At 64.6% G+C, this 25,888-nt stretch carries 28 protein-coding genes; 12 read left to right on the top strand and 16 right to left on the bottom strand.

Annotated elements, in window-relative coordinates; genetic code table 11:
- Window positions 1–23: 23 nt before the first annotated feature.
- Both MTX34_RS05715 and MTX34_RS05710 read right to left on the bottom strand, forming a co-directional pair.
- Window positions 24–1,022, bottom strand: coding sequence for a substrate-binding domain-containing protein (locus MTX34_RS05715; protein WP_243593953.1), 999 nt, complete (start codon window positions 1,020–1,022; stop codon window positions 24–26).
- Between the two features lie 501 nt (window positions 1,023–1,523).
- Window positions 1,524–2,516 (bottom strand): YihY/virulence factor BrkB family protein, encoded by a 993-nt coding sequence (locus MTX34_RS05710; protein ID WP_243597412.1) that lies wholly within the window; start codon window positions 2,514–2,516, stop codon window positions 1,524–1,526.
- Window positions 2,517–2,659: 143 nt separating this feature from the next.
- Here MTX34_RS05710 and MTX34_RS05705 point away from each other — a divergent pair, with 143 nt between their 5' ends.
- Together MTX34_RS05705 and MTX34_RS05700 are read left to right on the top strand one after the other, a co-directional pair.
- Complete coding sequence (locus MTX34_RS05705) at window positions 2,660–2,830, top strand: CsbD family protein (RefSeq protein WP_243596365.1); 171 nt, start codon at window positions 2,660–2,662, stop codon at window positions 2,828–2,830.
- 224 nt (window positions 2,831–3,054) lie between these two features.
- Window positions 3,055–3,774 (top strand): GAF and ANTAR domain-containing protein, encoded by a 720-nt coding sequence (locus tag MTX34_RS05700; protein WP_243597372.1) that lies wholly within the window; start codon window positions 3,055–3,057, stop codon window positions 3,772–3,774.
- A gap of 120 nt (window positions 3,775–3,894) precedes the next feature.
- On the opposite strand, the gene MTX34_RS05695 is transcribed toward MTX34_RS05700, so the two are convergent.
- On the bottom strand, window positions 3,895–4,692 hold the full coding sequence (locus MTX34_RS05695) for a DNA-formamidopyrimidine glycosylase family protein (protein WP_243597373.1): 798 nt from the start codon (window positions 4,690–4,692) through the stop codon (window positions 3,895–3,897).
- A gap of 120 nt (window positions 4,693–4,812) precedes the next feature.
- Here MTX34_RS05695 and MTX34_RS05690 point away from each other — a divergent pair, with 120 nt between their 5' ends.
- Together MTX34_RS05690 and MTX34_RS05685 are read left to right on the top strand one after the other, a co-directional pair.
- Window positions 4,813–5,190 (top strand): ParD-like family protein, encoded by a 378-nt coding sequence (locus MTX34_RS05690; RefSeq protein ID WP_243597374.1) that lies wholly within the window; start codon window positions 4,813–4,815, stop codon window positions 5,188–5,190.
- Complete coding sequence (locus tag MTX34_RS05685; RefSeq protein WP_243597375.1) at window positions 5,187–5,759, top strand: zeta toxin family protein; 573 nt, start codon at window positions 5,187–5,189, stop codon at window positions 5,757–5,759. Before MTX34_RS05690 ends, MTX34_RS05685 begins: the two co-directional genes overlap by 4 nt.
- A 2-nt stretch (window positions 5,760–5,761) precedes the next feature.
- Here MTX34_RS05685 and MTX34_RS05680 read toward each other — a convergent pair whose 3' ends face one another.
- Genes MTX34_RS05680 through MTX34_RS05660 form a run of 5 tightly spaced genes read right to left on the bottom strand, consistent with a single transcriptional unit; the run spans window position 5,762 to window position 10,848 of the window.
- Complete coding sequence (locus MTX34_RS05680) at window positions 5,762–6,778, bottom strand: zinc-binding dehydrogenase (protein WP_243597376.1); 1,017 nt, start codon at window positions 6,776–6,778, stop codon at window positions 5,762–5,764.
- Entirely contained in the window at window positions 6,754–8,346 is a 1,593-nt protein-coding gene (gene phnE, locus MTX34_RS05675) for a phosphonate ABC transporter, permease protein PhnE (RefSeq protein ID WP_243608750.1), read from the bottom strand. Before phnE ends, MTX34_RS05680 begins: the two co-directional genes overlap by 25 nt.
- Window positions 8,343–9,149, bottom strand: coding sequence for a phosphonate ABC transporter ATP-binding protein (gene phnC / locus MTX34_RS05670; protein ID WP_243608749.1), 807 nt, complete (start codon window positions 9,147–9,149; stop codon window positions 8,343–8,345). The genes phnE and phnC overlap by 4 nt, the downstream gene beginning before the upstream one ends.
- Complete coding sequence (locus tag MTX34_RS05665; RefSeq protein WP_243608748.1) at window positions 9,149–10,117, bottom strand: phosphate/phosphite/phosphonate ABC transporter substrate-binding protein; 969 nt, start codon at window positions 10,115–10,117, stop codon at window positions 9,149–9,151. Before MTX34_RS05665 ends, phnC begins: the two co-directional genes overlap by 1 nt.
- Before the next feature lie 32 nt (window positions 10,118–10,149).
- Window positions 10,150–10,848 (bottom strand): phosphonatase-like hydrolase, encoded by a 699-nt coding sequence (locus MTX34_RS05660; protein WP_243608747.1) that lies wholly within the window; start codon window positions 10,846–10,848, stop codon window positions 10,150–10,152.
- Between the two features lie 108 nt (window positions 10,849–10,956).
- Between MTX34_RS05660 and MTX34_RS05655 the strand changes: the two genes are divergently transcribed.
- Together MTX34_RS05655 and MTX34_RS05650 are read left to right on the top strand one after the other, a co-directional pair.
- On the top strand, window positions 10,957–11,670 hold the full coding sequence (locus MTX34_RS05655; RefSeq protein WP_243608746.1) for a GntR family transcriptional regulator: 714 nt from the start codon (window positions 10,957–10,959) through the stop codon (window positions 11,668–11,670).
- A gap of 27 nt (window positions 11,671–11,697) precedes the next feature.
- Window positions 11,698–12,819 (top strand): TIGR03364 family FAD-dependent oxidoreductase, encoded by a 1,122-nt coding sequence (locus tag MTX34_RS05650; protein ID WP_243608745.1) that lies wholly within the window; start codon window positions 11,698–11,700, stop codon window positions 12,817–12,819.
- Here the strand turns inward: MTX34_RS05650 and MTX34_RS05645 are convergent, their stop codons facing one another.
- From MTX34_RS05645 to MTX34_RS05630, 4 genes are all read right to left on the bottom strand, one after another.
- Window positions 12,820–14,040, bottom strand: coding sequence for a Dyp-type peroxidase (locus MTX34_RS05645; RefSeq protein WP_374638921.1), 1,221 nt, complete (start codon window positions 14,038–14,040; stop codon window positions 12,820–12,822). It lies immediately after the preceding gene.
- Window positions 14,033–14,587 (bottom strand): copper chaperone PCu(A)C, encoded by a 555-nt coding sequence (locus tag MTX34_RS05640; protein WP_243597383.1) that lies wholly within the window; start codon window positions 14,585–14,587, stop codon window positions 14,033–14,035. The genes MTX34_RS05645 and MTX34_RS05640 overlap by 8 nt, the downstream gene beginning before the upstream one ends.
- Window positions 14,584–16,068, bottom strand: coding sequence for a PepSY domain-containing protein (locus tag MTX34_RS05635; RefSeq protein WP_243608744.1), 1,485 nt, complete (start codon window positions 16,066–16,068; stop codon window positions 14,584–14,586). The genes MTX34_RS05640 and MTX34_RS05635 overlap by 4 nt, the downstream gene beginning before the upstream one ends.
- A gap of 181 nt (window positions 16,069–16,249) precedes the next feature.
- Window positions 16,250–16,780 (bottom strand): hypothetical protein, encoded by a 531-nt coding sequence (locus MTX34_RS05630; RefSeq protein WP_243597385.1) that lies wholly within the window; start codon window positions 16,778–16,780, stop codon window positions 16,250–16,252.
- A gap of 150 nt (window positions 16,781–16,930) precedes the next feature.
- Between MTX34_RS05630 and MTX34_RS05625 the strand changes: the two genes are divergently transcribed.
- Window positions 16,931–17,191 carry a hypothetical protein gene (locus MTX34_RS05625; RefSeq protein ID WP_243608743.1) on the top strand — a complete coding sequence of 87 codons (261 nt, stop codon included), beginning with the start codon at window positions 16,931–16,933 and terminating at the stop codon, window positions 17,189–17,191.
- Window positions 17,192–17,240: 49 nt separating this feature from the next.
- Here the strand turns inward: MTX34_RS05625 and MTX34_RS05620 are convergent, their stop codons facing one another.
- Complete coding sequence (locus tag MTX34_RS05620; protein ID WP_243608742.1) at window positions 17,241–17,816, bottom strand: TetR/AcrR family transcriptional regulator; 576 nt, start codon at window positions 17,814–17,816, stop codon at window positions 17,241–17,243.
- 79 nt (window positions 17,817–17,895) lie between these two features.
- Here MTX34_RS05620 and MTX34_RS05615 point away from each other — a divergent pair, with 79 nt between their 5' ends.
- Complete coding sequence (locus MTX34_RS05615; RefSeq protein ID WP_243608741.1) at window positions 17,896–18,528, top strand: NAD(P)H-dependent oxidoreductase; 633 nt, start codon at window positions 17,896–17,898, stop codon at window positions 18,526–18,528.
- A gap of 11 nt (window positions 18,529–18,539) precedes the next feature.
- Here MTX34_RS05615 and MTX34_RS05610 read toward each other — a convergent pair whose 3' ends face one another.
- The 3 genes from MTX34_RS05610 to MTX34_RS05600 form a co-directional block, all read right to left on the bottom strand.
- Window positions 18,540–19,535: a barstar family protein gene (locus tag MTX34_RS05610; RefSeq protein ID WP_243608740.1), complete on the bottom strand. Its 996-nt coding sequence runs from the start codon at window positions 19,533–19,535 to the stop codon at window positions 18,540–18,542.
- Between the two features lie 46 nt (window positions 19,536–19,581).
- The gene (locus tag MTX34_RS05605; RefSeq protein WP_243608739.1) at window positions 19,582–20,694 is read right to left on the bottom strand and encodes a diguanylate cyclase; all 1,113 of its coding nucleotides are present in this window, start codon (window positions 20,692–20,694) and stop codon (window positions 19,582–19,584) included.
- A gap of 99 nt (window positions 20,695–20,793) precedes the next feature.
- A complete protein-coding gene (locus MTX34_RS05600) occupies window positions 20,794–21,213 on the bottom strand; it encodes a nitroreductase/quinone reductase family protein (RefSeq protein WP_243597391.1) in 420 nt (139 codons plus the stop codon).
- Between the two features lie 165 nt (window positions 21,214–21,378).
- On the opposite strand from MTX34_RS05600, the gene MTX34_RS05595 reads away from it, so the two are divergent.
- The 4 genes from MTX34_RS05595 to MTX34_RS05580 all read left to right on the top strand — a co-directional run bounded on the left by MTX34_RS05595 (window position 21,379) and on the right by MTX34_RS05580 (window position 25,874).
- The gene (locus MTX34_RS05595; RefSeq protein WP_243597392.1) at window positions 21,379–22,425 is read left to right on the top strand and encodes an ABC transporter substrate-binding protein; all 1,047 of its coding nucleotides are present in this window, start codon (window positions 21,379–21,381) and stop codon (window positions 22,423–22,425) included.
- A gap of 98 nt (window positions 22,426–22,523) precedes the next feature.
- On the top strand, window positions 22,524–23,489 hold the full coding sequence (locus MTX34_RS05590) for an iron chelate uptake ABC transporter family permease subunit (protein WP_335742728.1): 966 nt from the start codon (window positions 22,524–22,526) through the stop codon (window positions 23,487–23,489).
- Window positions 23,486–24,307 carry an ABC transporter ATP-binding protein gene (locus MTX34_RS05585; RefSeq protein ID WP_243608737.1) on the top strand — a complete coding sequence of 274 codons (822 nt, stop codon included), beginning with the start codon at window positions 23,486–23,488 and terminating at the stop codon, window positions 24,305–24,307. The genes MTX34_RS05590 and MTX34_RS05585 overlap by 4 nt, the downstream gene beginning before the upstream one ends.
- Window positions 24,308–24,368: 61 nt before the next feature.
- A complete protein-coding gene (locus MTX34_RS05580) occupies window positions 24,369–25,874 on the top strand; it encodes a YdiU family protein (RefSeq protein ID WP_243608736.1) in 1,506 nt (501 codons plus the stop codon).
- Window positions 25,875–25,888: the final 14 nt, after the last annotated feature.

The following is a 25,888-nucleotide window of genomic DNA, read 5'->3' as shown; positions in this document are numbered from 1 at the left end:
CGGTGTTCGCCGGTACTTCGCGATCAGCCCCAGCAATTCTCTTCGCCCCAAGCGGTGTCCTGCGACTCGAGCCCGTCGACCGGCTTGTCGGTGATGAGCTGTGAGCCGGTGTCGTTGAAGCCACTGGGCTTGGTGCCGTCCTCGGCGAACTTCACCACCGCGTCGACGCCCTCCTCGGCCATCTTCGCCGGGAACTGCATCACCGTCGCGCCGATGATGCCGGACTTGACGTTCTCGACACCGGTGCAGCTGCCGTCGATCGAGCCGATGGTGATCTGATCTGCGCGCCCGGCCGACTGAATCGCCTGGTAAGCGCCGGCCGCTGCCGGCTCGTTGATCGTGTAGAGCGCATTGACGCCCTGGGCACGCTGCAGCAGGTTCTCCATGGCGGTCTGCGCCTTGGTCTGATCGCCGTTGGTGTTCTCCTGACCGACGATTTCCGGCGAACTGTCCGTCAGCCCCATGCCTTCGAGGAAGCCGTCGTGCCGGAAGGTGTCGACCGTTCCACCCGCGGTGCCGTCGAGCATGATGACCTGCGGCGCAGTGGTTCCGAGCGTGGCCTTGACCCACTCGCCCTGGCTCACTCCGGCAGCCTTGTTGTCGGTGGCGAACGTGGCGTCGACCGCGTCCTCGGGATCGGTGGCGGTGTCGAGGGCAATGACGACGACGCCGGCGTCCCGTGCCTTCTTGATCGCGTCGAGGACTCCGGTCGAGGAGTTCGGGGTGATCAGAATTCCCTTCACACCCTGGCCGACGAGGTTCTCGATCGCCGCGACCTGGCCTTCGTTGTCACCGTCGAATGCGCCGGCCAGAGCCACCAGCTCGGCTCCGCTGGAATCCGCCTGCGCTTGCGCTGCCTCGCGCAGCTTCACGAAGTACGGGTTGGAATCCGTCTTGGTGATGAGCCCGACCTTCACGCTGCCCGAATCCGAACCGCTGCAGGCGGTCAGGCCGAATACGAGCGAGCCGGCCATGAGCGCGGTCCCGATCGTCAGCGCGGACTTCCGACGGTGATTGAACATGTGGACTCCCTTGTCCCCGGCCACGCGGTCGCGTCGCTCGATTGCAGGAGCCTATGACCAATACAAGCGCTTGCGCATGCGCTTTCGCGAAACGAACTCGAAGATTTTTTCACCCGACCGGTCAGCCGGTTCGTGACGGTGGTCACGGAAATCCGGTCCGGTCCTCGCCGCCCCCGGTCCTCCGCCGCCTCAGTTCTCCGCCGCCCCAGTTTTCGCAAACGCGCGCGCGTTTGCCATCCGCACGCAAAATAGTGCCCGCGGGGCTGGCGAATCCGCGCGCACCTGACGAATGCGCGCGCGTTTGCGCCCCTACCCGATCCACCCGAGAACCGGCCGGCACCCAACTCGTCCCCTATGACCGTCAACTACTCGCAGCGAAGCCAGAACACCCCCGTCCCCCGCAAACGCGCGCGCGTTTGCCATACGCGCGCAAAACAGTGCCCGCCGGACTGGCAAATCCGCGCGCACCTGACGAATGCGCGCGCGTTTGCGCCTACCCGATCACTCGGCTCCCTTGCGCGGCGAGTCATCCCCCGTCACCGAATCCGGCTCCTCGTAGGTGACCGTGATGTCCTGGAATCCCTTGTTGCGCTGCGCTTCTGCCTGGCCGGTATAGGAGTTCTTGTCACCCTCGGTGAGTTCGACGTTGTCGGTGAACGGCGTCAGCAGCGCCCGGGGATGCAGGTGATCGACTCGCACGGCGTTGATTTCGATGCACAGCACGATCAGCACCGATGCGACGTACAGGAAGCCCAAAAGGCCGAGGACGATCGCGAAGATCCCGTTGCTGACGCTGGCATTGCCGACGACATAGCGAATGTAGATGCCGCCGAACGATTGCAGTGCCTGCCAGATCACCGCGGCGATCGCAGCACCGGGCAGGACCTCGCGCACGGTCAGGGCGCGCGCAGTCCCGATTCGGAACGCAGCAGTGAAGACCACTGCGTTGACCACGACCGCTCCGACGAGTGCCAGTGCACCGCCGGCAAAGCCGAACACGCCCGAGGACGCGACGCCGTTGAGGACGGTCAGGCCGATGATGGCGGTGCCGACGGTACTGAGCAGCACCAGCCCGCGCAGCCGGCCCTTGATCGGGTCCGGTTGTTCGTTTCGCGGGACGGACCATGCGGTGTTCATTGCGTACTGCGCGGCCAGAGACACGCCGAGTCCGCCGTACAGCGACCCCACGACGCCAATGACGATGGCTGTCGTCCCTCCGCTGAGCCGGTCCGGCTGAGCGAGTTGATCACCGATGACGGGGATCTGACTCATCGCCGAGTCGATGATGCGGGTCTGCAGTTCCGGGTCGCCGGCCAGCACGATCCCCAACACCGTCGTGAACAGCAGCAGTAGCGGAAACAGCGAGAGGAACGAGTAGTACGCGATCAGCGCTGCAAGATAGCCGCCTCGGTCGTCGAGAAACTTGTACAGCACTGCCACCGGGAAACCCGCCGACGGGTGTTTGCGCTGATAACTGTCCACTCTCGCGACCATCATCGGTCGAATGTATCCACAGCGGACCGTCAGGAAACGTAGGTGGCATGTGTGACCCAGATCTCAGCATGCGAACGTGCGCTTTCGCCGACGGGCTCCGACCAACTCTTCAGTACCAACAGGGCACGAGGAAAGGAACTCACATGAGCTTCATCGACAAGGCCAAGAATGCAGCAGAAGACGCCATCGGCAAGGCGAAGGAAGTTGTGGGCGACGCCACGAACAACAACGACCTCGAGGCCGAGGGCAAGAAGGACCAGGGTTCCGCAGGCGTGAAGAAGGTCGGCGAGAACATCAAGGACACCTTCAAGTAGTTCGTACTCGCGAGGGCCGTCGATCTCTTGATCGACGGCCCTCGCTGTGTTCTCGGGTGCCGCGGCCGACGCTCATCGGTTCTACGTACAACCTTCCCGACGACAACGTATAAAATGCACGAAGCCGACAGTGTCGGCCGATACGGGCGTCCAGCAGAAGGCGCATGATCGTGGATCTCTCCGACGAGAGGGCGGCAGGGGTCCCATGCGAGAGGACCGTGTGCATGCCGCACTCTTCAATCGAAGACAACACCGCCGCATCGGCTGACGCCTCCACTCTGGCCCAGTTCGCCCGCTCGCTGCGCGAAACCCGGCGCTCGATGCCGCAGACACTGGACGAGATTCTGCGCACGGCCATCACGATGATCCCGGGTGCGGTCACCGGGTGCATCACCACGGTGAACAAGGGCGAGCGGACGGTGGTCGCCTCCACCGATCCGGTCGCAGAGAAGCTCTGTCGCCTGCAATACGAGCTGGGGGAAGGCCCCATTCCCACCGAGGTTCATCACCTCGACGTCGTCGTCGCCGACGATCTGACCGACGAGAATCGCTGGCCACAGTTCGCTGCCTCCGCCGTCGAAGAGGGATTCAAATCGCTTGCTGCGTTCCAGCTCTTCAGCAATGCCGACGACATCGGTGCGCTGGTCCTCTACAGCGACGAGACACGCGCATTCAACGCCGATGCGGTGGTCATCGGTGAAGCTCTGGCGGCCCACGCGGCCATCGCGATGCTCAGCGCCCGCGACAACGAGCAGTTCCGGACCGGTCTGGCCAGTCGAGACATCATCGGCCAGGCCAAGGGCATGATCATGGAGCGTTACGACCTCGACGCGGTTCAAGCGTTCGACCTTCTGGCCAAGCTGTCCCAGCAACAGAATCTCCCGCTGCACCGGGTGGCTCGTGATCTGGTGGAGACCGACCACCCGACGAACTCGACCTTCTGACGACCCGACGGGGTTTCGATTCGCTGCTCGCGAGGAATGGCTGTCAGTGGTATCGGCAGGCAACAAGCGATACCCGCGGGCGGTTATGTCGTTGAGACAACAGCGATCGACCGCCCGTCGCTACCGCTCTGGTTGACATCTCGGACACCACCATGTTCGACGCCTGTCCGGGTCACCCGGTATCTCGGCAACCACTCGAATCGGCGTCCCACACCGCAGGCACGGCTGTCCGGCTCGACCGGCAACCCAGTGCGAGCGACCCTTTCGAGTGTCTCCGGTGGTCACCTGCATCGCGCCCGGCACTGTCGCCGAATGACGCATCGCTCGTTCGAGCAGCGCTACCAAACGCTGCGCGTCGACATCACCCGAGGGCGTCCACGGCCACAGCCCGCGGAGAAAGCACAGCTCGTTGGCCCACAAGTTTCCCGGACCGGCGATCACCCGCTGGTCCAGCAGCGTCGAAACGATCGGCCGCCTTCCCTGAGCGGTGATGTTGGCTGCTCCGAGTTCGGCGTTGAACACCGGATGCAACGGGTCCGGTCCGAGATCTGCGATCAACGCATTCATGTCCCCGGTCCATCCGTAGTCGACCACCGGCAGCAAAATTCCGTAGGCCGTCGGCCCGTCGACCACGGCGAGCCGAACGCGCACGTCGGGCCGTACGCGCTGCGGAATCGATCGGCCGGCCCGCACCACCGTCCACGATCCGCTCATTCGTAGATGCGTGTGCAGCGTTGTGTCGTCGTCGAAATCGGTGAGGAGATGCTTCCCGTGCGTCCGATGCGCGACGACGCGTCGCCCGGCCAGATTCTCCACCGCGTGCGCGGGCACCTGCAGCCTTCCGGCCCGCAACAGTGCGCCATCCAATGCTCGACGCAACCTCGCGGCCAACACGAACACGGTGTCACCTTCGGGCATGATCTCTGGGTATCCCGCTCGAACGGAACGCAATCGCCCCCGCGGGCGGCAATTCTGCATTCGTCGCCCCTTCTGTAGCAGATTGCTACACTGGAAATTGCCGCCGAAAAGGGAGTAGCCGTGACCAACGTCGCAGACCGGGTGACTCGTTTCCCATCGGACCTCGTGGACGATGCTGCTGCCGAAGGTGCGCGAGAGAACCGCTCGGCAAGACAACAATTGGAACACTGGGCCCGCATCGGCCGTGAAGTGTCGACTCAGAGGGGAATCCCTCGCCGACGAGTCGAAGCCGCGCTCGCCGGCCGAACTCCTCTTTCCGACTTATCGCCGGAAGAGGGAGTTGTGTTCAACGCCGAGACGGCGGCAGCACTCGAAGAATCTCTCACCAGCGGCAACCACCTCGCCGAGCGCACCGCGCAGGGTCGAACGACCGTGTTCCTCGATGATCACGGTCGGGTTGTGAAGCACCTTCCCGACGGTACCCAGATCGTGTTGTGAGACGTCTCGATCTGATTGTCGGACCGAACGGATCAGGCAAGACGACGTTCGTCGAGCAGAGATTGTTTCCGATCTTGCCGATGAGCACCTTCGTCAACGCCGACATCATTGCGAAGCAGAACTGGCCGGATTCTCCGGAACACCAATCTTACGAAGCAGCCAAAATCGCTGCACACATTCGTGATTCGCTCGTCGAGCGAGGTGAGTCGTTCATCGCCGAGACCGTGTTCTCGCATCCGTCCAAGCTCGATTTCGTCGCCGCGGCGAAGCAAGCAGGTTATGTCGTTGTGCTTCACGTGATCATGGTCCCTGTCGAGTTGTCTATTGCGCGAGTTGCTGTGCGGGTCGAAGAAGGGGGCCACCACGTGCCGGAGGACAAGATTCGCGAGAGATACACACGATTGTGGCCCTTGGTTTCACGGGCGATCGATCTGGCAGATCAGTCGACCGTGTACGACAACTCGCGGCCGGATGTGACCGCAATCGTCGCTCGCTACGTCGAGGGCGACGCTGTCGGCGACACGCACTGGCCGGCGTGGGCCCCGAAAGAGCTCATCGACAGACCGTGAGCCTACGGTGCCACCGACGACCGAAGAATTCCCGACGGCGTCGGCCGCAACACCGATGCGAGTTCGGCCAGGGGAACCGGCGCCTCGACGAGGGCTTCCCACGGGTACGTCGCACCGGTGTCGTGCAGGAAGGCAACGGCCTGGTGGAGGTGCCGCGGCTCGTAGTTGTGGATGCCGGTGATGGTCAGCCAGTTTCGGACCACTGCTTCGGGGTCGACGGTGATCGGCAGGCCCGGAGCGACCGATCCGGCGAGCACGAGCCGCCCACCGACATCGAGCCGCTCCGACGCCGCCTGCACAGCCGAGGACGATCCGGAGAAGTCGATCGCCACATCCGTCCGTGCACCGTCGTCCGCCGCGGCCCCGAACGCACGAGAGTTACTTTGCCGCTCCGGATCTCGATCGAGAACCGACACCGATGCTCCTCGCTCGCTCGCCGCCGCGGCGGCGGTGACCCCCAGCATTCCGGCCCCGACGATCAGTACTCGTCGGCCGTCGAGATCACCCGCCGCCTCGAGAGCCGCCATCACCGTCGCCGTTGCACAGGCAGCGGGCGCGGCGACGGCATCGGGCATGGTGTCGGGAACCCGAGCCACCGTGGTTCCACGCGGGACCACGATATGTCGGGCATAGGAGCCGCTGAGAACCCAAGGGCTCTCGGCGGACTCGTGCCCCACCTTGCGCACAGCCGAGCATTTGGCCGTGAAGCCGGACGTGCACCGGGCGCACCGACCGCAGGGCACGGTCACCGACCAGACGATCCGATCACCCACCTCTGCAGACGACGTCGCATCACCGACGCCAACCACGCGACCGACGGCCTCGTGCCCGAGTACCGACGGGCACGCACCGGTGCGTCGTCCCGACACCGTGTGAAGATCGCTCCCGCACACCGTCGCGAGGTCGACGCGCACCAGCAGGTCACCCGACTCGAGCGCGGGAATCTCGATGTCCCACATGTCGATCCCGCTCCCCGTCCATACGGCGGCCTGTGTCAGACCAACAGTGATCTGATCCATCCGGAGATCCTTTCCACGATGTACACGACGACGAAGATGACGAGAACGATCGCACCGGCGACGTCGAAGTTGAGGGTACGAATCGACTCGAAGAGCAGGAAGCCGATACCGCCTGCACCGACTATCCCCAGGATGGTGGAGGTACGAATGTTCACGTCGAGCAAATACAAGCTCGAACCGACCATCCCCGGAATCGCCTGCGGAACCACGGCACTCAGTGTCCGATTCCACCAACCACCGCCGACCGACGCCACTGCTTCGAGGGGACCGGGATCGATCTCCTCGATCGCGTCGGCGACAAGTTTGCCGAGGAATCCGACGGATCCGATGGCCAGTGCGCAGGTTCCCGCCACCGGGCCGAGTCCGAGCGCCGCGACGAACACGACGGCAAGGATGAGCTCGGGGACAGCGCGAACGAGCAGGATCCACGATCTCGCGATCCAGTACACCGCGGGGTGCGGAGTTGCGTTGCGCGCAGCCAGAACTCCGACGGGTATCGACAGTACGATACCGATTGCGGTGGCCACGACTCCGATGGCGACGGTCTGTACGGCGGCGTCGAACAGGTCCGCTCCCAGCGCGGAGAAGTCCGGTGGGACCATTCGCCCGAACACCTCGATCGAGGGCCCGATCCACGTCAGAAGCGAGCGCGGATCCAATTCGAGAACAACGAACGACGCCACGACCGCGAAGACGAGCACAGCCGACGCCCCGATCCGCATCAGTCGATCGCGCTGCGGACCGGCCGCGGACGGCACGAGCAGCATCCGGCGAAGGGCCATCGCTGCCAATTCCATCGCGGCGATGATCACCAGGATCACCAGCACGATTCCGAGAGCGCGCGGGTAGATCAGTCCACGCAGAGCGTCCTGCAGGGCGAATCCGATACCGCCCGCCCCGACGAAGCCGAGGACCACCGACATGCGCAGGTTGATGTCTATTCGATAGACGAAGGCTCCGATCCACGCCGGAACAACCTGCGGTACAACGGCGTTGATCATCTCTCGGTAGTAGCCGGCCCCGGCGGCCCGGAGCGCCTCTCGCGGTCCCACGTCGGTCTCTTCGATGGCGTCGGCGAACAGCTTGCCGAGCATACCGATGGAATGCAGTGCGAGAGCGAGGATGCCGGGTAGCACCCCGATTCCCAACGCCCTGACGAACAGCACCGCGAACAGCAGATCCGGCATCGCCCGGCAGAAGGTGATGACAGCGCGAGCGATGCTGTACAGAACCGGGTGCGGCGAGGTGTTCCGTGCCGCGAGAAACGCCAACGGTACCGAGACGATCGCTGCGAGCACGGTGCCCAGGACTGCCATCAGCAATGTATCGAGTGCGAGAGAGACGATCCTGCCGGTGTCGTCGACCCGGGGCGGCAGCATCCGCTCGAGCAGGTTGCCGACATCCTCCAGACCGTCGATCAACGTCGTCGGCGCGAAGTCGATGTAGCCCGCCGAGAGTACGGTGAGAACGAGGGCGGCGACGCCCAGCGCCGGGAACAGCCATCGAGGTCGCCGCGGATCATCCTGTGCTGCAGTGTTCGTCGGCTTCGGATCGACGGTGACGGTCATGTCGGTGCCACCGTGGTCATGTTTCCGGGGTCGGGCGCGATCCGCTGATAGATCGGCATGATGTCCTCACGCTGGAGTCCGTCGGCCGGGCGATCGAGCACCACCCGACCGTCTCGGAGACCCACGAGTCGATGCGCCCAGCCGAGCGCGAGATCGACCTGATGCAGGGTGCACACCACGGTCAGCTTCTCCTCGCTGCACACCCGCTGCAACAGATCCATCACCACGCCCGCATTCTCTGGGTCGAGCGAGGCAACCGGCTCGTCCGCGAGCACGATCCGCGGACGCTGCATCAGGGTGCGGGCGATCGCCACCCGTTGCTGCTGCCCGCCCGACAGCGTGTCGGCACGCCGTTCGGCGAAGTCCGCCAACCCGACTCGGTCGAGGCACGCCCGGGCTTCCTCCCGCATTGCTTTCGGATAGGCCAGCGCGCCGTATCGCGGAATCGACAGGCGGCCGATGCCCCCCACGAGTACGTTCTCGAGGCAACTCAACCGACCGACGAGGTTGAAGTGCTGAAAGATGAACCCGACATCTCGGCGCAGTTCACGTACACGGCGGCGGTTCGCAAGATCGACGCGAATGTCGAGGGCGGAGACGCTCCCCGAGGTGACGGGATGCAGGCCGTTGATGCACCGTAACAGTGTCGACTTCCCGGAGCCCGAAAGCCCGAGCAACACCAGCATTTCACTGCGGTGCACGTCGAGGTTCACATCCTGCAACGCGGTGGTCGACCCGAACGTCTTCGTCACGTTGCGGATGCTGACCACCACGTCACGGGGGTCCATCGGTGCGGACTTCATCAGCCCGCGCACTTCTCGGAACCGGTGACCTCGCATACGTGGCGCACGCCGTCGTAGTCGCTGTCCTCGGCCGGCACGACCCCCCAAGCGTCCTCATCGGTGATCCGGCATTCCTCGGCGCAGATGCCGTCGGCGATGAAGGCATCCGAGTTCATGCCCTCGCTGAAGACGTCTTCGAGCTTGGCGATGGCCTCGGTACCCAGATCGTTGTTGGCGGCGAAGAGCGAGCCGGCGATCATCTCGGACTTCCACACGGTCTCGAGCTCACCGGGCGCCAGTTCACCGTTGTCGATCATCGTCCGGTCGACCATGGTGTCGAAGGCGAATCCGGCGTCGCAGTCTCCGGCCTTAACGGCAAGTGCCGATGCATCGTGACCGCCGGCGTAGATCGGGGTCATCGCCGCGGAGATATCGGCCTCGGAACCGGAGGAGATCACGTTGTTCTCGATCAGTCCCGCTGTGGGGTAGAGGAATCCGGAGGTGGAGCTCGGATCGACGAAGCAGACTTTCTTTCCCGCATAGTCGGCGAGACCGTTCACCGAGGCGTTGTCCGAGCGAGTGATTCCGTACGACTGGTAACCGGGAGGAGTCCCTTCGTCCTGGACGACGGCCCCCAGCGGTGTCATGTCCGCACCGTTGATTCCGGCGACGACGTAGGCGAAGGGTCCGAAGAACGCGATGTCGACGTTCCCCGCGATCAAGCCCTCGACCACACCGGCGTAGTCCGAGGCCTGGATGAACTCGACGCTCGCTCCGGTCTCGTCCTCCAGCCGCTCGATGACGGGATCGTAGCTGGCCTTCAGGTCGGTCGAGTTCTCGGCGGGAATTGCGGCGAGGGTGAGGGTTTCGGGGAATCCCTGCTCGGTGGTGGCTCCGTCGGAGGAGCTGGAGCAACCGGCTGCGACCAGAGCCGCAGCAGAGAGCATGGCCGCGGCGGTACCGGCACGACGGCGAGAGGTGATGATCATGGCGTGGTGTCCGTTCGGGGTGTGGTGGATGATCAGGGCAGAACGATGGGGGGAAGGTCGGCGACGCTGTCCAGAACGTGAGTCGCACCGGCCTCGCTCAGCTGGTCCTCGGAGTGAGCTCCGGTGAGCACACCGACCAGCAGAGACGCGCCGGCTCGGCGACCGGACAGAATGTCGCTCGACGTGTCACCGACGACGGCGACCGAGGAAATGTCGGTCACCTCGGCGAGCAGTGCGGCCGAGAGCACGAGATCGGGGTGCGGACGGCCACGACCGGCGCTCCCGGGTGCGAGGAAGGCGTCGGGCAGATCCCGCCAGCCGAGCGCGTCGATGATGCGATTCTGGGTGGGTACCGAGAATCCGGTCGTCAGGACGACGGTGATTCCGGACTCGCGAAGCTTCGTGATCGCCTGGGCGGCACCGGGTACGGGTGACACCCCGTCGTCGATGCGGGCGTCGTAGGCCGTCTCGAAGGCGCGGTTGGCGGCCTGGGCGCGGTCCTCCGTTCCGAACAGGGCACGGAACACCTCGATCTTGGACTGACCCATCGTGTCCAGGACGTAGCGACGGGCGTCATCGCGTTCCGGACCGGCGTCGGCAAGTCCGACTGCGGTGGCAGCGGCATCGAACGATTCGAGTACCAGACCGTCGTCGGTGACAGTGGTTCCGGCCATGTCGAGGACGACGAGTTCGATGGCGGTGCTGGCGTTCGGGCTGGTGGAGTTCGGCATGGGCACGAGACTGCCGTTTGGTATAGACCATCGCGTGGAACCCCGGTGAACGGATCGTGAACGCCGAGCGACAATTAGGTCTAGACCAATTGATGCTATGGTTGGTCCATGGTTGTGGACTCCGAACCTCGCGTTCTCAAGCACCAGATCGTGCGGAGAAGTCTGGACGCCATGCTCGACGGCATGTCGGCTGGCGACGCGTTTCCTTCCGAGCGTGATCTCGCCGAACGATACGACGTGTCCCGCGAGACACTGCGTCAAGCAATCCGAGAGCTGTTGGTAGCCGGTCGAATCGAACGACGGGGCCGTGCGACGGTGGTTGCCGAACCCAAAGTGGTGCTGCCGTTGGCGATCGGCTCGTACACCGAGGCCGCGCGCGAGAAGGGTATGAGCGCTACTCGAATTCTGGTCGGCTGGGACGTGTTCCGAGCCGACGACGTTCTGGCGGATCTACTCGGAGTCGAGACAGGTTCGGAGGTGGTGCAACTCGAACGCGTCTTCACCACCGGCGACGTTCGAGTGGGACTGGAAACGACTCGCATACCCGCGTATCGAATCCCGGGGTTGCAGAGCAGTTTCGATCACCGTTCGTCGCTGTATGCCGAATTGGCAGCACGGGGAGTCACTTTCGGACGCGTCGTCGATACCATCGAAACCGTCCTCCCCGATGCCCGAGAAGCAGCACTGCTCACCGTCGACACCCGGACACCGATGTTTCTGCTCGGCCGGGTCTCCTACGACACGGACGGGGTTCCTATCGAACACCGACGGTCGCTCTATCGCGGAGACCGGATGACCTTCACCGCCGTCATGAACGCCTGACATGACCTCTCGAGAAAGACGCTGCTCATGACATCCACTTACGACGTCGTCGTCGTCGGGGCCGGCATCGTCGGCCTCGCACACGCCTATCACGCTCACCGGCGGGGACTCACCGTGGCGGTCGTCGATCATGCCGATCGCGTCGCAGGTGCCTCGGTGCAGAATTTCGGACACGCCTGCATCACAGCGCAATCCGATACTGCACTGGCCTACGCCCGAGCCGGCCGCAGCCACTGGCTCGACCTCGCCCGCACAGCAGGCTTCTGGGCTGCGGAATCGGGGACACACTGCGTAGCCCGGCACGAGGACGAGTTCGCGGTGCTCGAGCAGTTCGCCGAACTGCGGGGTGCGGAGCAGGCACAACTGCTGGACCGCACCGCGATACTGGACCGACTTCCCATTGCCGACACCGATGTGGTCGGCGGCATGTATCTGCCGCTCGACATCCAGGTGGACCCACGTGCAGCCGCCCCCGCCATCGGACGTTGGCTCGAGAGCTCCGGCGTGGATTTCCACTGGCGCACTGCGGCAACGTCGTTCGCCCCGGGTGTCGTCCACACCTCGCGCGGCAACCTGCATGCCGGCACCACGTTCGTCACCGTCAACCACGACATCGATCGCCTGTTTCCCGAAAGCGCCGAACGCAGCGGACTGGTGCGGTGTCGACTGCACATGCTGCGCGCCACCCTGCCGCTGCGTGCTCCGCTCCCCTCTCCCCTGTTCACCGGCTGGTCACTGCTCCGGTACTCGGGCTTCGAGAACCTGCCCGCCGTCGCAGACGTCGCCGCTCGCCTGCAGGCCGAGTATCCCGGCTACGTCGAACTCGATCTGCACCAGATGTACACCCCACAACCGGACGGGTCGATTCTTCTGGGCGACACCCACGTTCGCGAGATCACCACATCACCGTTCCAGAGCGAGGAGGGATTCCGGGTGCTGATCGCCGAAGCCCAGTCGCTGTTCGGAGTCGACCGCGTCGACGTCACCGAGCGCTGGCAGGGCACCTATTGCTCGGCACCGGGTTCGGAGTTCCTGCTCGAAGAACCCGTTCATGGCGTGCACATCGTCACCGTCACCACCGGGATCGGTATGACCACCAGCATGGGCCTGGCCCTGGCCGGAGTGGACAACGCTCTGATGCGGGCCTGATCACCCGAACAAGCTCTGCCCCAGATACCCGTCATCGACCACTCCCGGCAGTATCGCGAACACGGCAGACCCGATCGGCGTCGTCCATTCGTTCAGCGCATCGAATTCGTCGAGGCGCTGTTGAATCGGCAGGAACTGGGTGAGCACATCGCGCTGATAGCTCGCGAACAGCAGACCGGAGTTCGAGACCGACCCTGGATCCGGTGGATCGTCGTAGTTGTACGCGCGCCTGAAGATTCGCTCGCCGTCGTGAGCGTGCCGCGCCCGAGCAATGTGGGACGACGGCGGGATGACCGGAATACCGAATCGATCGGTCGCGTCGAAATCGGCCTCGTCGAACTCGGCGGTTCCGGTCAACGGCGCACCGGTGTCGAGAGTTCGCCCCACCGACAGTTCCCGGCCGGGTCGGTCCAGCTCGTCCCAGGTGTCCATCTCGATTCGGATGCGCCGCAACACCATCGACGTTCCATGTTTCATCCAGGGCTGATCGCTACCGTCATCCCAGACCAGACCGTCGAAGTCCGTGCTTCCTGCTGCGGGATTGACGGTGCCGTCGACCTGTCCCATCAGATTGCGCATCGTGGTGCCCGATTCCTCGGTACCCCGCGACCGCCGGAATCCGCGCTGTGTCCAGGCGATCGTCACCAACGAGCGAACGTTCTTGGTGAGTACCCGCACTGCGTGTGCCACGGTGACGGGATCGTCCGAGCACACCTGCAGCAGCAGATCGCCGCCGGTGAATCCCGGTTCCAGACGGTCGATTCCGAAGGCAGGCAGCGGTGCCAGCCACGACGGCCGCCGGTCCGGCAGACCGATCGCATCGAACACACCGGGACCGAGACCCACGGTCACCGTCAAGCGGGCGGGCCGAAGCGCCAGTTCGGCTTCGGTATCGGCCAGCGCGGGCGCACCGGCAGTCAGCCGCCCGATATCTTCGGTCCACACTTTCAGGATCCCGATCAGCTCGTCGCGCCCGACACGATCCTGCAGATTCAACCCGACGAACGACGAGTGTGCTTGCGGCGGAACGGTATCGATTCCCGCCTGATGCAGTCCGCGCCACGGCACCGTGTTGCTTCCGCTGACCGTCTCCTCAGCTCGGTCGGTCATTCCGTAACCGGTCGCGGCTCCCACGCCCGCGACGCCGAGCGCGGCGACGCCTCCACCGAGGAGGCGTCGCCGGCTCAGCGAACGTGGTGACCGGTTCTCGTTCTCACCCACCGTGCGCCGGCGCAGGGGTCGCCGACCCGTCCATGTTCATGTTCATGGTGCCGGGCTCGTAGTTCTCCTGAGCACCGGCGAAGTCGCGGACCTGAGCGGTGAACGTCGTCGACGACGCATCCTCGAACTCGAGGGTGAACTCTGCGTCGGCTCCGGGGGTCAGCGGCGATGTCACGTCCATCAGCATCAAGTGATCACCGCCGGCGGCGAGCACATGCGTGCCGCCCGCCGGAATGACGAACCCGCCCTCCTTGGGCCGCATCACCATGGCACCGTCGGCCCCGGTTGCCATCTCGTGCAGTTCCATTCGGCTCGATGCCGGTGACGATGCACCGACCACGTGCACATCGGAGTCGCCGGTGTTCTGCAGTTCGGCGAATGCCGCCGTCATACCGGAGTCGGCCGCTTTGACCCATTGCTCGCGGACGACGACGGAATCGGATTCCTTCGCCGCGGCGGCCGGCTCGTTGCTCGAGCATCCGGTGAGAATCAGGCCGGTGACCGACAGTGCAGCCATCAGCGTCGAGGTACGTCGGGACAGGTTCATACGAGTTCGCTTTCATGTTGGGAAGCAGTGGAATTGGCTGTTCTGGTTCGTGCTCGACGGACCGATCCGAGGATCATGTCGACGGCGAGGAACGCAACCAGGCTGAGCCCGAGGAGTGGGACGAACCAGCCGACAGCGACCGCGACCACCGACAGTACGACCGCCGCGATCGGCGAGATGCGGCGAGTACCGCCACGTAGCGGCGGCCGCCCCGCGGTGAGACCGGTCGCCTTGGTGGGGCGGCGTTTCCACCACATCATGTAGCCGCGCACGATGACCGATGCAAGGGCGACTGCGAGAGCAAGCAGGGCAAGCTGATTGGCCACACCGAAAAGCGTGCCCATGTGCAGCTGAATACCCCAGGCCGAGAGCTTGGCCGCCAGTGCCCAGTCCGAGAAGTACTGAGTGTCGATCACCGTGCCGGTACTGCCGTCGATCGAGATGGAGTTGTTCGACATCACCCAGGGCTGACGCGTTTCGGCGACGACGAACGCCGTGTCGTCCGACGCCGGGATCGACGCCTCCACTGCTCCGTCGACGGCGTTGGCTTGTGCAATGTCGAGGACCGAATCGATACGCCCGACGTTGTTTTCGATTGTCGACGCATCGGCCGGCATCTCCATCGAATGCCCGCCGTGACCGGAATGATCGCTCGTCGCCGCGTCGGACGAACCGATCGTCTTCGTGACGGCGGGGGTGGTCCAGCTCAGTGCCGACCGCAGCTCGGTGACGTTCTCACCCGCGTAGGTGGACCAGGTCAGACCGGTGGCGGACAGAAAGATCAGACCGACAGCAATCCAGATGCCAGCCACGCCATGCCAGTTCAACGACCGGTTGCGCCCCTTCGACTGTCGATCGAAGGTGAGCAATCGAGCCTTGTCGCGATTGCGTCGATAGCGCTCGAACCACAGGTAGAGGCCACCGAGCGCGATCACCCACAACCACGAGGCCGCCAGTTCGCTGTAGAGGCGACCTGGCTCCCCCAGATGCAGGTGCCGGTGCAACTCGGATATCCAGGTACGCAACGGCAATGCGCTGGACGAGCCGTAGACCGCCAGTTCGCCGACGGACGTCGCGGTGGCAGGGTCGACGAAAACGGCCAGCCGCTGGGATTCGCCGAGGCTCGGGTCGGTGAACAGCACCCGAGTGGTGTCGCCTGCCTCGGCTGCGGGGCGGACGGCGGCGACGGTGAGGTCCGGCCGCTCGGCCTGGGCCGCCTGGATCTGTTGTGCGACCGGCACGGCTGGGCCGGTCGAGTCCACCTGGACGTAATCGCGGTAGACGAGTTGTTCGAGGGTCGGCGCAACGGCGTAGAGGCCGCCGCTGATAGTGGCGATCAGGATGAACGGCGCAACGAGGATGCCTGCATAGAAGTGCAACCGCAGGATCAGCGGACGCCAGCTACGGGGACTGGTCGGGCGGGTGGGCGGGCGGGTGGGCGGGGAAGGATCGGCGACGCGTTCCATTTCCGGTGTGGACACGAGGACTCGTTTCGTGAAGGCATGAGTGGGCGCGCAGGTATGCGCGAGGTGGCATCGCACGACGGATCGAGCCGTGCGTAGACGGCGCGAATTCACGACAGTGCGAGGTACAGGATCGAATGCGGCAACAACCCACTACCCGACGCCTGACGAGCAGGGCGAGTGAGACGGTGGGCTGTGCTCAGGCAGTACGAGCCGGTGGTCCTCGGTTCCCACAACCCGAGAGGTCGAGCAGGAGCGTCGATCCCGGGATCCGATACACCGGGAGCGGCGGAGCGATGCGATTGTCGTCGACGACGAGCGCCGTCAGCAGAGGCAAAGCCCTGCGGAGTGAGGTGACTGCACGCCGAATTCCGTGCTCGGCTCCGCGAATGGCGAGTGCGCCGACCAGGATGGCGACCACATGGGCCGCGAACATCTGCTGGGTGATCATCGGACCGTGATGGTGACCGTCGACGACGGTGAGCAGCAGGTGGCCGATCGACTGCGCTACCGCCAGAATCACCAGCAGTTGGACGCGAGGTGCACCGAGCCGCGGTGCCACTGCGGTCGCGTATCCGACGGCAGCGCACGCGAGTGCCAACAGCACGATCGCGGCGTCGGACGGGGGCATCCCGCCACCCATGGTGTGGGCAGAGGCGGTGATCAACGCCGAGAGTCCGCCCACGGAGGCACCGCGCAGAGGCGCGAATCCATCCGTTGGCGCAGACATGGACGGAAGCTTACTACCAACTACACCGAGTAGTAGCTCGAGGCACGTGGTCGCAGGAAGCCGATCCGACGGTTTTTTTCCGGACGGTTATCCTGATCTTCGGTACTCGAACGATCAACGGTCGAGCCTCGGGATCGAGAGTGGACGTACATGGCAGAGAATTCGGACGCGGCTCAAGCGCGGGTGTTCGCCGACATGCTGACCACCGAGATCGCCGCCACGTCCACTCGAATCGAGGAGTCCGAGCAACTCGCCCGCAAGGCACTGCGAGTCGGCGATTCGCGCAGTCACGTATGGCACAGTGACGAAGCGCAGACGCAAAAGCAGTCACTGTACGAGTTGCACCGCCAACTGGATGCCCTGAGAAATCGGTTCCCCACCGTGGATGCCGGCTCGGGAGCATCCATCTGAACGCCCGATCCCCCGGGAGACCGATGTTCGTCGCGGAGTGATCTGCGGGTCAGGCCTTCCCTACGACCGCGCTGATCAGCTCGGCCAGTTCCCCTGTCGCCTCCTCGGGCTTCAGCGATCCGGATACTGCCGCCTGTGACAGCGCTTCCGCTGCTCCGAAGATCGCGGTGATCGACGGTGCCGGAATCTCACCGGAGGGGCAGTACGGCTCGAGAATCGACCGGCAGCGCTCGGAGTACGCGCGTTCCGCCGAGCGTTTGACCTGTTCGAGTTCGGGCGAACCCTCCAGTGCCGCAAGCACACCCGTCAGCTCACGCCCCTGAGCCAACGCGCAGCCCACGTACGAGTCGGCGATGGCGCGGGCACGCCCGTCCAACGACGCGGCCGAGGAATCGAGGGACTCCTCCAGCATCACCGTCTGCCGGTCGTCGAATTCCGTGAACAGCGCGGCCAGGAGTTCGGCGCGCGAGGCGAAATGGCTGTACACCACCGGTTTTGCCACACCGGCATGTTCGGCGAGTCGTCCCAGCGTGAGGGCATCCGCCCCCTCTGCTCGCACGAGAGCCCACGAGACCTCGACCAACTGGTCGTATCGGTCCGAGCGAGACAGTCGCGTCCGAGCCATCGGAGACCTCCTTGCGCTATATACGAATAGTAACCTACTCTTGGTACATAGCCGTTTCACCTCACCGAAGGAACCAGCCATGACCGCACTCGTCGTAGTCTCCCATTCCGACCCCGGCTCCCTGACCCACCACGTCGCCCGATCCGTATCGGACGCGATCCGCACCGCAGGCGGCACCGTCGAGACGGCCGATCTCGCCGCCGAGGGCTTCGATCCACGATATTCCGACGGCGATCTGAATCTGTTCCGGGGCACAGGAACGACACCCTCGGACGTGCTTGCCGAGCAAGAAAGAATCGACCGCGCCGATCAGTTGGTACTGGTCTTTCCCATGTACTGGTGGTCCATGCCCGCCCTGTTGAAGGGGTGGATCGATCGGGTCTTCGTCAGCGGATGGGCCTACGACATCACCGCCGAATACGGCATCGTCAAGAAGCTGGATCGACTCACCGTTCATCTGGTCGTCATGGCAGGCGATGACGCCGACAGCTTCGAGCGCCACGGGATCGACGTGGCCTTCCGGACGCAGATCGAACGCGGAATCGTCGAATACTGCGGTGCAACAGTCGGATCGACGACCTTCCTGCACGAAACCGATACCAGGAGTCGCGAGGATTTCGCTGCCGAGGTCGCCGATCTGGGTTCTGCCCTGGCCGCTCGAGCGGCCGAGAGCCAGAAGGTCTTCGAGTCGGTCGGTGTTCCGACGCCGTGAGCTTTCGCCGATCAGGCCTGGTCGAGCGACGGGTACTTCTCGAGCGCATCGGCCAGTAATGGACCACCGAACGGAGTCTCGCTCATCTGCTCGAAAGGCAGCCTGAACCCGGTGACGGCCTCGAAAATCCGTTCACCGAGCACGTTGCGATCTCCGACTCCCCGCGTGGCAATGCTTATCTCGTACAGGTCCTGTCCGGGTGCACGACGCCTGGACGAGCTCGAGTGCCGCTCGTCGGATTGCCCCGCGCGTTCCGACGCCAAGTCGACACGAGTGCAGTATCGGCCGATCTCGTCGAGAATCGGAGCCGTCGCCGACTCCACCCGAAGGGCGAGATCGTCGGCTTCGTCCGCCGTTGCGTAGAACTGAAACCCGAACTCGATGATGGTCGACTCGTCGAAAGGCTCGGGCGGGTCGGGGGGAAACTCGGCCACAGAGGCCTGAAAGACGTCCGTGCCGCCGACTTTTCCGAGGTCGTCGCGGACGGTTTCGATCAGACACAGCATGGCGTGTCCGTACAGCGCGGACAGACGCGCGTGGCGGGCGAATATGTCGAGGACCCCCAGCGCCGTCGGTCGATCGATATCGAGAAGAGAATCGAAGCCGGCGATGGCCAACACCGTTCCGGCACTGCTCGAGTCGCTTCCGTAGCTGTACCGCCCCACGTCACCGAGACATTCGTTCAGTGCATCGAGATTTCGCCCGTAGTAGCCGGGAAAGAACAGTGCGGTAGCGAGGGCCGTATGCATAGCGGCAACATCGAGCCAGGAGCCGGCATCGAGGCGGTGCACCACATAGTCGAGATCTGCCAGGTGCGCGCTCGCGGTGTCGAGTCCGAAACGGTCTCGATACCGATGGACGGAACCGTTCTGTAGCAGTTGCCAATCGAAGCCCTGGGCCTGAACGACGAACAGTTCGTGATCGGTGGGGTCGAAAATGACTGCTCTGCTGGAATTTCGCTCGTACACGCGGCGTGCCGCTTGGTCCTGCCATTCGGGCATGGGCATCCATCGAGCATGTCATGGACTTTCGAAGAACTGACTCCTCGAACGCTCACACGTCGAACGACACCGAGTTTCCGCCCGCCCGCTTCGCGGCGTACATCGCAACGTCCGCTCGGCTCCAGGCTCCGCGGAAGTCACGAGCAACGGAGGTGCCCTCGAGGTGAGCACCGCCGACGCTGACGGTGACGCCTACCTCCGAGTCTGCTGCCAGCCGTGTCTGTAGATCGGTGACCTGTTCGATCGCCGCGACTGTGTCGACGTAGGTGAGGATCGCAAATTCTTCGCCGCCGGTACGCGCGGTGATGGCGGGCGGCGGGAATGCCGCGTCGATCGCCTCGGCCGTCACTCGAAGTACGACGTCACCGTGTGCGTGCCCGAGCCGGTCGTTCACGAGCTTGAACCCATCCAGATCGACAACGAGCACAGCCGCTGTGCTGCCGTGCTCGTCCGGGTCGTTGCCTCGCTGAGTGATCGCCGCGTCCAATCCTCGTCTGTTCCTCAGCCCGGTCAGCGGATCGTAGAAGGCAGTGGCCGCATCGCTGCGCAACAACAACAGAAGTGACTGGGTCAGTATCGGCGCAGAGAACAAGATCAGGGTCAGAAGAATCAGATAGGCGTACGCCAGCACCACATCGGCCGAAGGCTCCATGACAGCCCTGAACAACAGTGCTCCGGTCACCGCAACGGACCAGGTCTGATGAGCCACGAACATCTTCGGATTGTGAAAAACCGCGATGTAGCTGCCGATGATCCCGAGAGCCGCTGCCCCAGGGAGCGCGACGAACGGGTCGGCCAGCAGGAACAGCAGGGCCGCGATCGTGACCTCGATGTAGACGACGAACAACCTGGACATCGTCTCGGTAGGAATCGGTCCGCGGACCCACGCCAGTCCGACCAGTGTGTTCGCCGCTGCGATCGCATAGCCGGCTTTCTCGGCAGAACCGGAGTCGAAGCCAGCAGGTGTATGAGCAGCGGCGACGCAGAGTACCGCGAAGAACCAGCACCAGATGCCCACCGCGACGTGGACGTGGCTCAGCAGCGGGCTCATCCGATGGTAGGCGGCCGACCAGGCGAAATCGGCGGGAAACGACCACCATCGTCGAAGCAGATGCATGTGGATGTGGCCTTCGGGTACGAGGGTGACGTCACCACGACTCGACACTCGAGCACCGAGCCGACCCCGAGTCCCGTGGCGACGGGATCAGTCTGCCAGGGGACGCGATGCTCGCGGAAACCGGAACGATGTAATGCCTTCGCCGAGTCAGGCGGGAGTGAGACGGAAGATCGGGAATCGTCGCCCTTCGGCTGTCTCGACGTACTTCGCGAACCCCTCGGACGCGTCCAAGAATTTTTGCCAGTTCGCGTCCCACTCCTCGTCGGGGATTTCCGACACGGTCACCGAGATGGTTCGAACGTCCCCGTCGCCGGGAACCTCGATGTCGATGCCAGGGTGTGCACGGAGGTTGTGCACCCAGGCGGGATGTTTCGGCGAGCCGGCCGCTGATCCGACGATCAACCAGCTGCCGTCCTCCGAGATCGCCATCAATGGGTTCAACCGAATCTCGCCGCTCTTGGCACCGATGGAGTGCAGGACGACGAGCGCATCACCGAAGCCCGCCGTGGCCACGTGGCCGCCGTTCTTCCGAAATTCGTCGATGATCGCCTGGTTGAAGTCGGTCATGCGTCGAGTATGCCGCGCATCACGCCGGTTCGGAGTCGAACCCTCTGGACGATTTCCCTCCACGAAAGCCAAAGGTTAGCCTGTGCTCATGCGCGCCTCGGGCGCGCTGCGCCGTCGGGTGAACCCCGGCGGCTCGTTGCTGTGTGAACCCGAAGGACATTCCACGTGCTCAACGTTCGTCGCCGCGCAGGCACCCTCTCCGTCGCGGCCGCACTGGTCGGATCGCTCGTCGCGTGCGGAGCGTCCGAGGAGGTACCCGACGTGGCCGCGGCGGCCACCGATGGCGGAACCTCGTATCCGCTGACGATCGAGAACTGCGGCGAGTCGGTCACCTTCACCTCTGCCCCGCAGCGAGTGGTCTCGCTCGATCAGAACTCCACCGAAATTCTTCTCTCTCTCGGCGTGCAGGACCGAATGGTGGGCACCGCGTCGTGGACCGATCCGGTCCGCGAGAACCTCGCCGACGCGAACGCCTCGGTTCCCCGGCTGGCAGACAACGCCCCGACCTACGAGGTCGTCGTAGACACCGAGCCCGACCTCGTCACCGCGTCGTTCGGACGACACTTCGAACAGGGTGGCGTCGCCCAGCGTTCGCGCTTCACCGAAACCGGTGCCGCCACGTATCTTTCACCGACCGACTGCGACGCCGGCCGCAGCGTCAACGGGGGCAACACCCGAACGACGCCGCTCACCATGGAGTCGCTGTACCAGGAGATCACCGAACTCGCGGCGATCTTCGACGTCAACGAGCGCGGTGCCGAGTTCATCGACGAACTGAAGACCCGCATGGACGACGCCACCGCGACCACAGCGAATTCGGATGTCTCCGTGGCATTCTGGTTTGCGGACACCAAGAGCCCGTACATCGCAGGCGGACTCGGCTCGGCCGATCTGCTCGCCAGAACGGCCGGTATGACGAACGTCTTCGCCGATACCGACGACGATTGGCCCGCCGTCGGTTGGGAGACCATGGTGGATCGGGATCCGACCGTTCTCGTACTGGGCGACCTGGCGCGCAACCGTTTTCCCGGTGACCTGCTCGCCGACAAGATCGCATTTCTCGAGTCCGACCCCGTCACCAGCACGATGGCCGCCGTTCGTGACAAGCGCTACATCTCGCTGCACGGTGCGGAGATGAACCCGTCGATCCGGGCCGTCGACGGCGTCGAAAAGGTGTCCGCCGGACTGCGCGACCTGGGACTGTCGTCCTGACCACGACCGTCGCCCCGCGACCCACCGTCCAACGCTCGCAGACCTCCCTTCACCTGTGGCGTTGGGTGTTGGCTCTGCTGGGCGGTGTCGTGCTGTGTGTGGTGTCGATCTTGGTCGCCATCACCCTCGGGCCGGCGAACATCTCACTGGTCAACGTCCGCGATGTGGTGCTCAATCATCTCGGCATCACCGACGTCCCGGTGAAGGTGTCCAAGAATGCGATCGTCTGGGAGGAACGGCTTCCCCGCGCGCTGGTCGCCGCAGCCAGCGGCGTCGGGCTCGGTATCTGCGGCGTCATCATGCAATCGCTTCTGCGCAATCCGCTGGCCGATCCGTTCGTGCTCGGGGTGTCCTCGGGTGCGTCGACCGGTGCCGTCGTGGTCGGTGTTCTCGGTGTCGGCGGTGCCGCACTCGGACTGTCCGGCGGTGCCTTCATCGGCGCGCTCGTCGCGTTTGCTCTGGTGCTCTTCCTCGCCCGCATGTCCGGCAGCGGAAACGACCGCGTCATCCTCGCCGGTGTCGCGACCACCCAATTGTTCTCTGCGCTCACCTCGTTCGTGATCTTCGCGTTCGCGGACTCCGACGAGACCCGCGGCGTGATGTTCTGGCTCCTCGGATCGTTCGAGGGTGTGCGCTGGAACGACGTCGTGCTGTGCGTGACGGTGGCGGGCATCGGTGCGGTGGTGTGTTGCTACTACGCGTATGTGCTCGACGCGTTCGCGTTCGGCAACTCGGTGGCGTCCTCGCTGGGCTTCGACGTCAAGAAGGTACGCCTGGCACTTCTGGTCGGAACCGCCCTGATCACCGCGACATTGGTCAGTGTGGCCGGTGCCATCGGATTCGTCGGCCTCATTCTTCCGCACGCAGCGCGACTGTTGGTGGGACCGAACCACAGCCGCCTCGTGCCCACCACTGCCATCATCGGCGCGATCTTCATGGTGTGGGTCGACGCCGTCTCCCGCGTCGCGTTCGCCCCTACCCCACTGCCGGTCGGTGTCGGCACCGCACTGGTCGGCGTTCCCGCCTTCATCGCAATCATGGCTCGCAAGAGGGGAATTCGATGACTCTGCACGCGTCGAACGTCTCGTGGAAACGCGGCGGGGCTCTGGTGGTCGACGGAGTGACGCTGCACCCCACGCCCGGCAGCACGGTGGGATTGTTGGGGCCCAACGGTTCCGGCAAGTCCTCGTTGCTGCATCTGCTGGCCGGAGCGGCGTCGCCCACCGCCGGTGTCGTCGAACTGGACGGCGCAGAACTCGGTTCGCTCAAACGCAAACACATCGCCCGCGCCGTCGCGGTCGTCGGACAGCACGCGCACACCGACGTCGACGTGACAGTTGGCGATGTCGTGCGTCTGGGACGTATCCCGCATCGCGGGGCGTTCGGTGGAAGCGACTTGGACGACGACGCAGTGGACGATGCGCTCGCGCAGACCGGACTCACCGACAAAGCAGATCGATTGTGGCGCACGCTGTCCGGTGGTGAGCAGCAGCGGGCGCACATCGCACGCGCACTCGCCCAGCAACCCCGCGAGATGTTGCTGGACGAGCCGACCAATCACCTCGACATCCATCACCAGCTCGAATTGTTGGCCCTCGTCGCTCGTCTCCCGATCACCAGCATCGTCGCGCTGCACGACCTGAACCTGGCCGCGATGTTCTGCGACGAGGTGTTGGTGCTCCAGGACGGAAAGGTCGTCGCAGGCGGTGCCCCTGCGGAGGTGCTGACCGAAGAACTCATCGCCGAGGTGTACCGAGTGCGGGCGCGAGTGTCCGTGGACGGCGACGACGGACGGGTGCACATCCGTTTCGATGCGGCGGCCGGGTACGAGACCTCCGCGGGGAAGAAGGACGCCAGCGTGGCGGCAGCATCTCGCCACTGATCGGCATCGGACTGCAGAGCCCCAGGGGATTGGGTGCCACGATTCGTGGTACCCCTGAACCATGAGCGAATCCACCAGCCCGGGCGTGTCGACCACGAGCCTGCCCGCATTCGGGTTCGAATCGACCCTGGCCGACCAGGTTCCCGGTGTCACCGTGCCGTGGCAGGGCACCCACGCACCGGATCCTCGCGTGCTGATCCTCAACGACGGCTTGGCCCGGTCACTCGCGCTCGGTCCGGAATCCTTGGCCACCGCCGAGGGGGCAGGCGTACTGTCCGGGTCCATTCCACCGGCCGAGACCGTCACCGTAGCGATGGCCTATGCCGGTCATCAGTTCGGCGGTTACCAACCTCTGCTGGGCGACGGCCGAGCGCTGCTGCTCGGAGAGCTCCGCGATGATCGGGGCCGCCTGGTCGATCTGCATCTCAAAGGGTCCGGCGCAACACCGTTTTCGCGCGGTGGTGACGGGCGTGCAGTGGTGGCTGCCATGCTGCGCGAGTACCTGATCAGCGAGGCGATGCATGCCCTGCACATCCCCACCACCCGATCACTCGCTGTCGTCACGACCGGGGAGCAGGTGGTGCGAGAAGGAGGTCCGCAACCCGGCGCGGTGCTCGCCAGGGTCGCGTCCAGCCATCTCCGGGTGGGAACCTTCGAGTTCGCTGCTCGGCGGGAAGGACTCGCGCAGCCCCTCGCGGACTACGCGATCGCCCGCCACTACCCCACGTTGGCCGAGCTCGAACCCGAGGATCGCTACCTCGCCTTCTTCGAGGCCGTCGTGGAGGCTCAGGCGTCCCTGGTGGCCAGGTGGATGTCGGTCGGATTCGTGCACGGTGTCATGAACACCGACAACACGACCATCTCCGGCGAGACCATCGACTACGGGCCGTGCGCCTTTCTGGACGCATACGACCCGGCAACGGTGTTCAGCTCCATCGACCACGGCGGACGTTACGCCTACGGCAACCAACCCGCCGTTCTCGGCTGGAACTTGGCGCGGTTCGGCGAAACACTACTGCCACTGGTCAATTCGGAGCCGAACGACGCCATCTCCGCCCTGACCGCGGTCCTGGACACGTACGGGGATCGCTACCGACAGCACTACTCCGCCGCGATGGCGGCCAAACTCGGCCTGGGAGACGACGGCGTGGACGCGGAGCTCGTCGACGACCTGCACCGGTTGCTCACGGACCACCGCGCCGACTGGACCCTCACCTTCCGCGCTCTCGCCGAGAACCTACGAGGGAACTCGGCACCGTTCGATTCACTCGTCCCACCCGATGCATCCGGCAGTTGGCTCGCGCGTTGGCGTGCTGCGGTCGCTGTTCGCGGAGAGGAGTTCTCCTCGGTCGCCGACGCCATGGACCGCGTCAACCCGGCATACATCCCGCGCAACCACCTGGTCGAGGCCGCTCTCCAGGCCGCGACGAACGGCGATCTCGGGCCCTTCGAGCGCTTGCTCGAGGTCGTCACGTCACCGTTCGGGCGACGCGACGAATGGTCGACGTATGCCACTCCTGCGCCCGAGCGCTTCAGCGCTGGGTTTCAGACCTTCTGCGGTACCTGACGATGTGAAGGGCA

The organism is Rhodococcus sp. ARC_M5 (assembly GCF_022810405.1).
GTDB classification, from domain to species: domain Bacteria; phylum Actinomycetota; class Actinomycetes; order Mycobacteriales; family Mycobacteriaceae; genus Rhodococcoides; species Rhodococcoides navarretei.
Note: the sequence above shows the minus strand (reverse complement) of the source record. Positions and strands in the feature narration are given on the sequence as shown.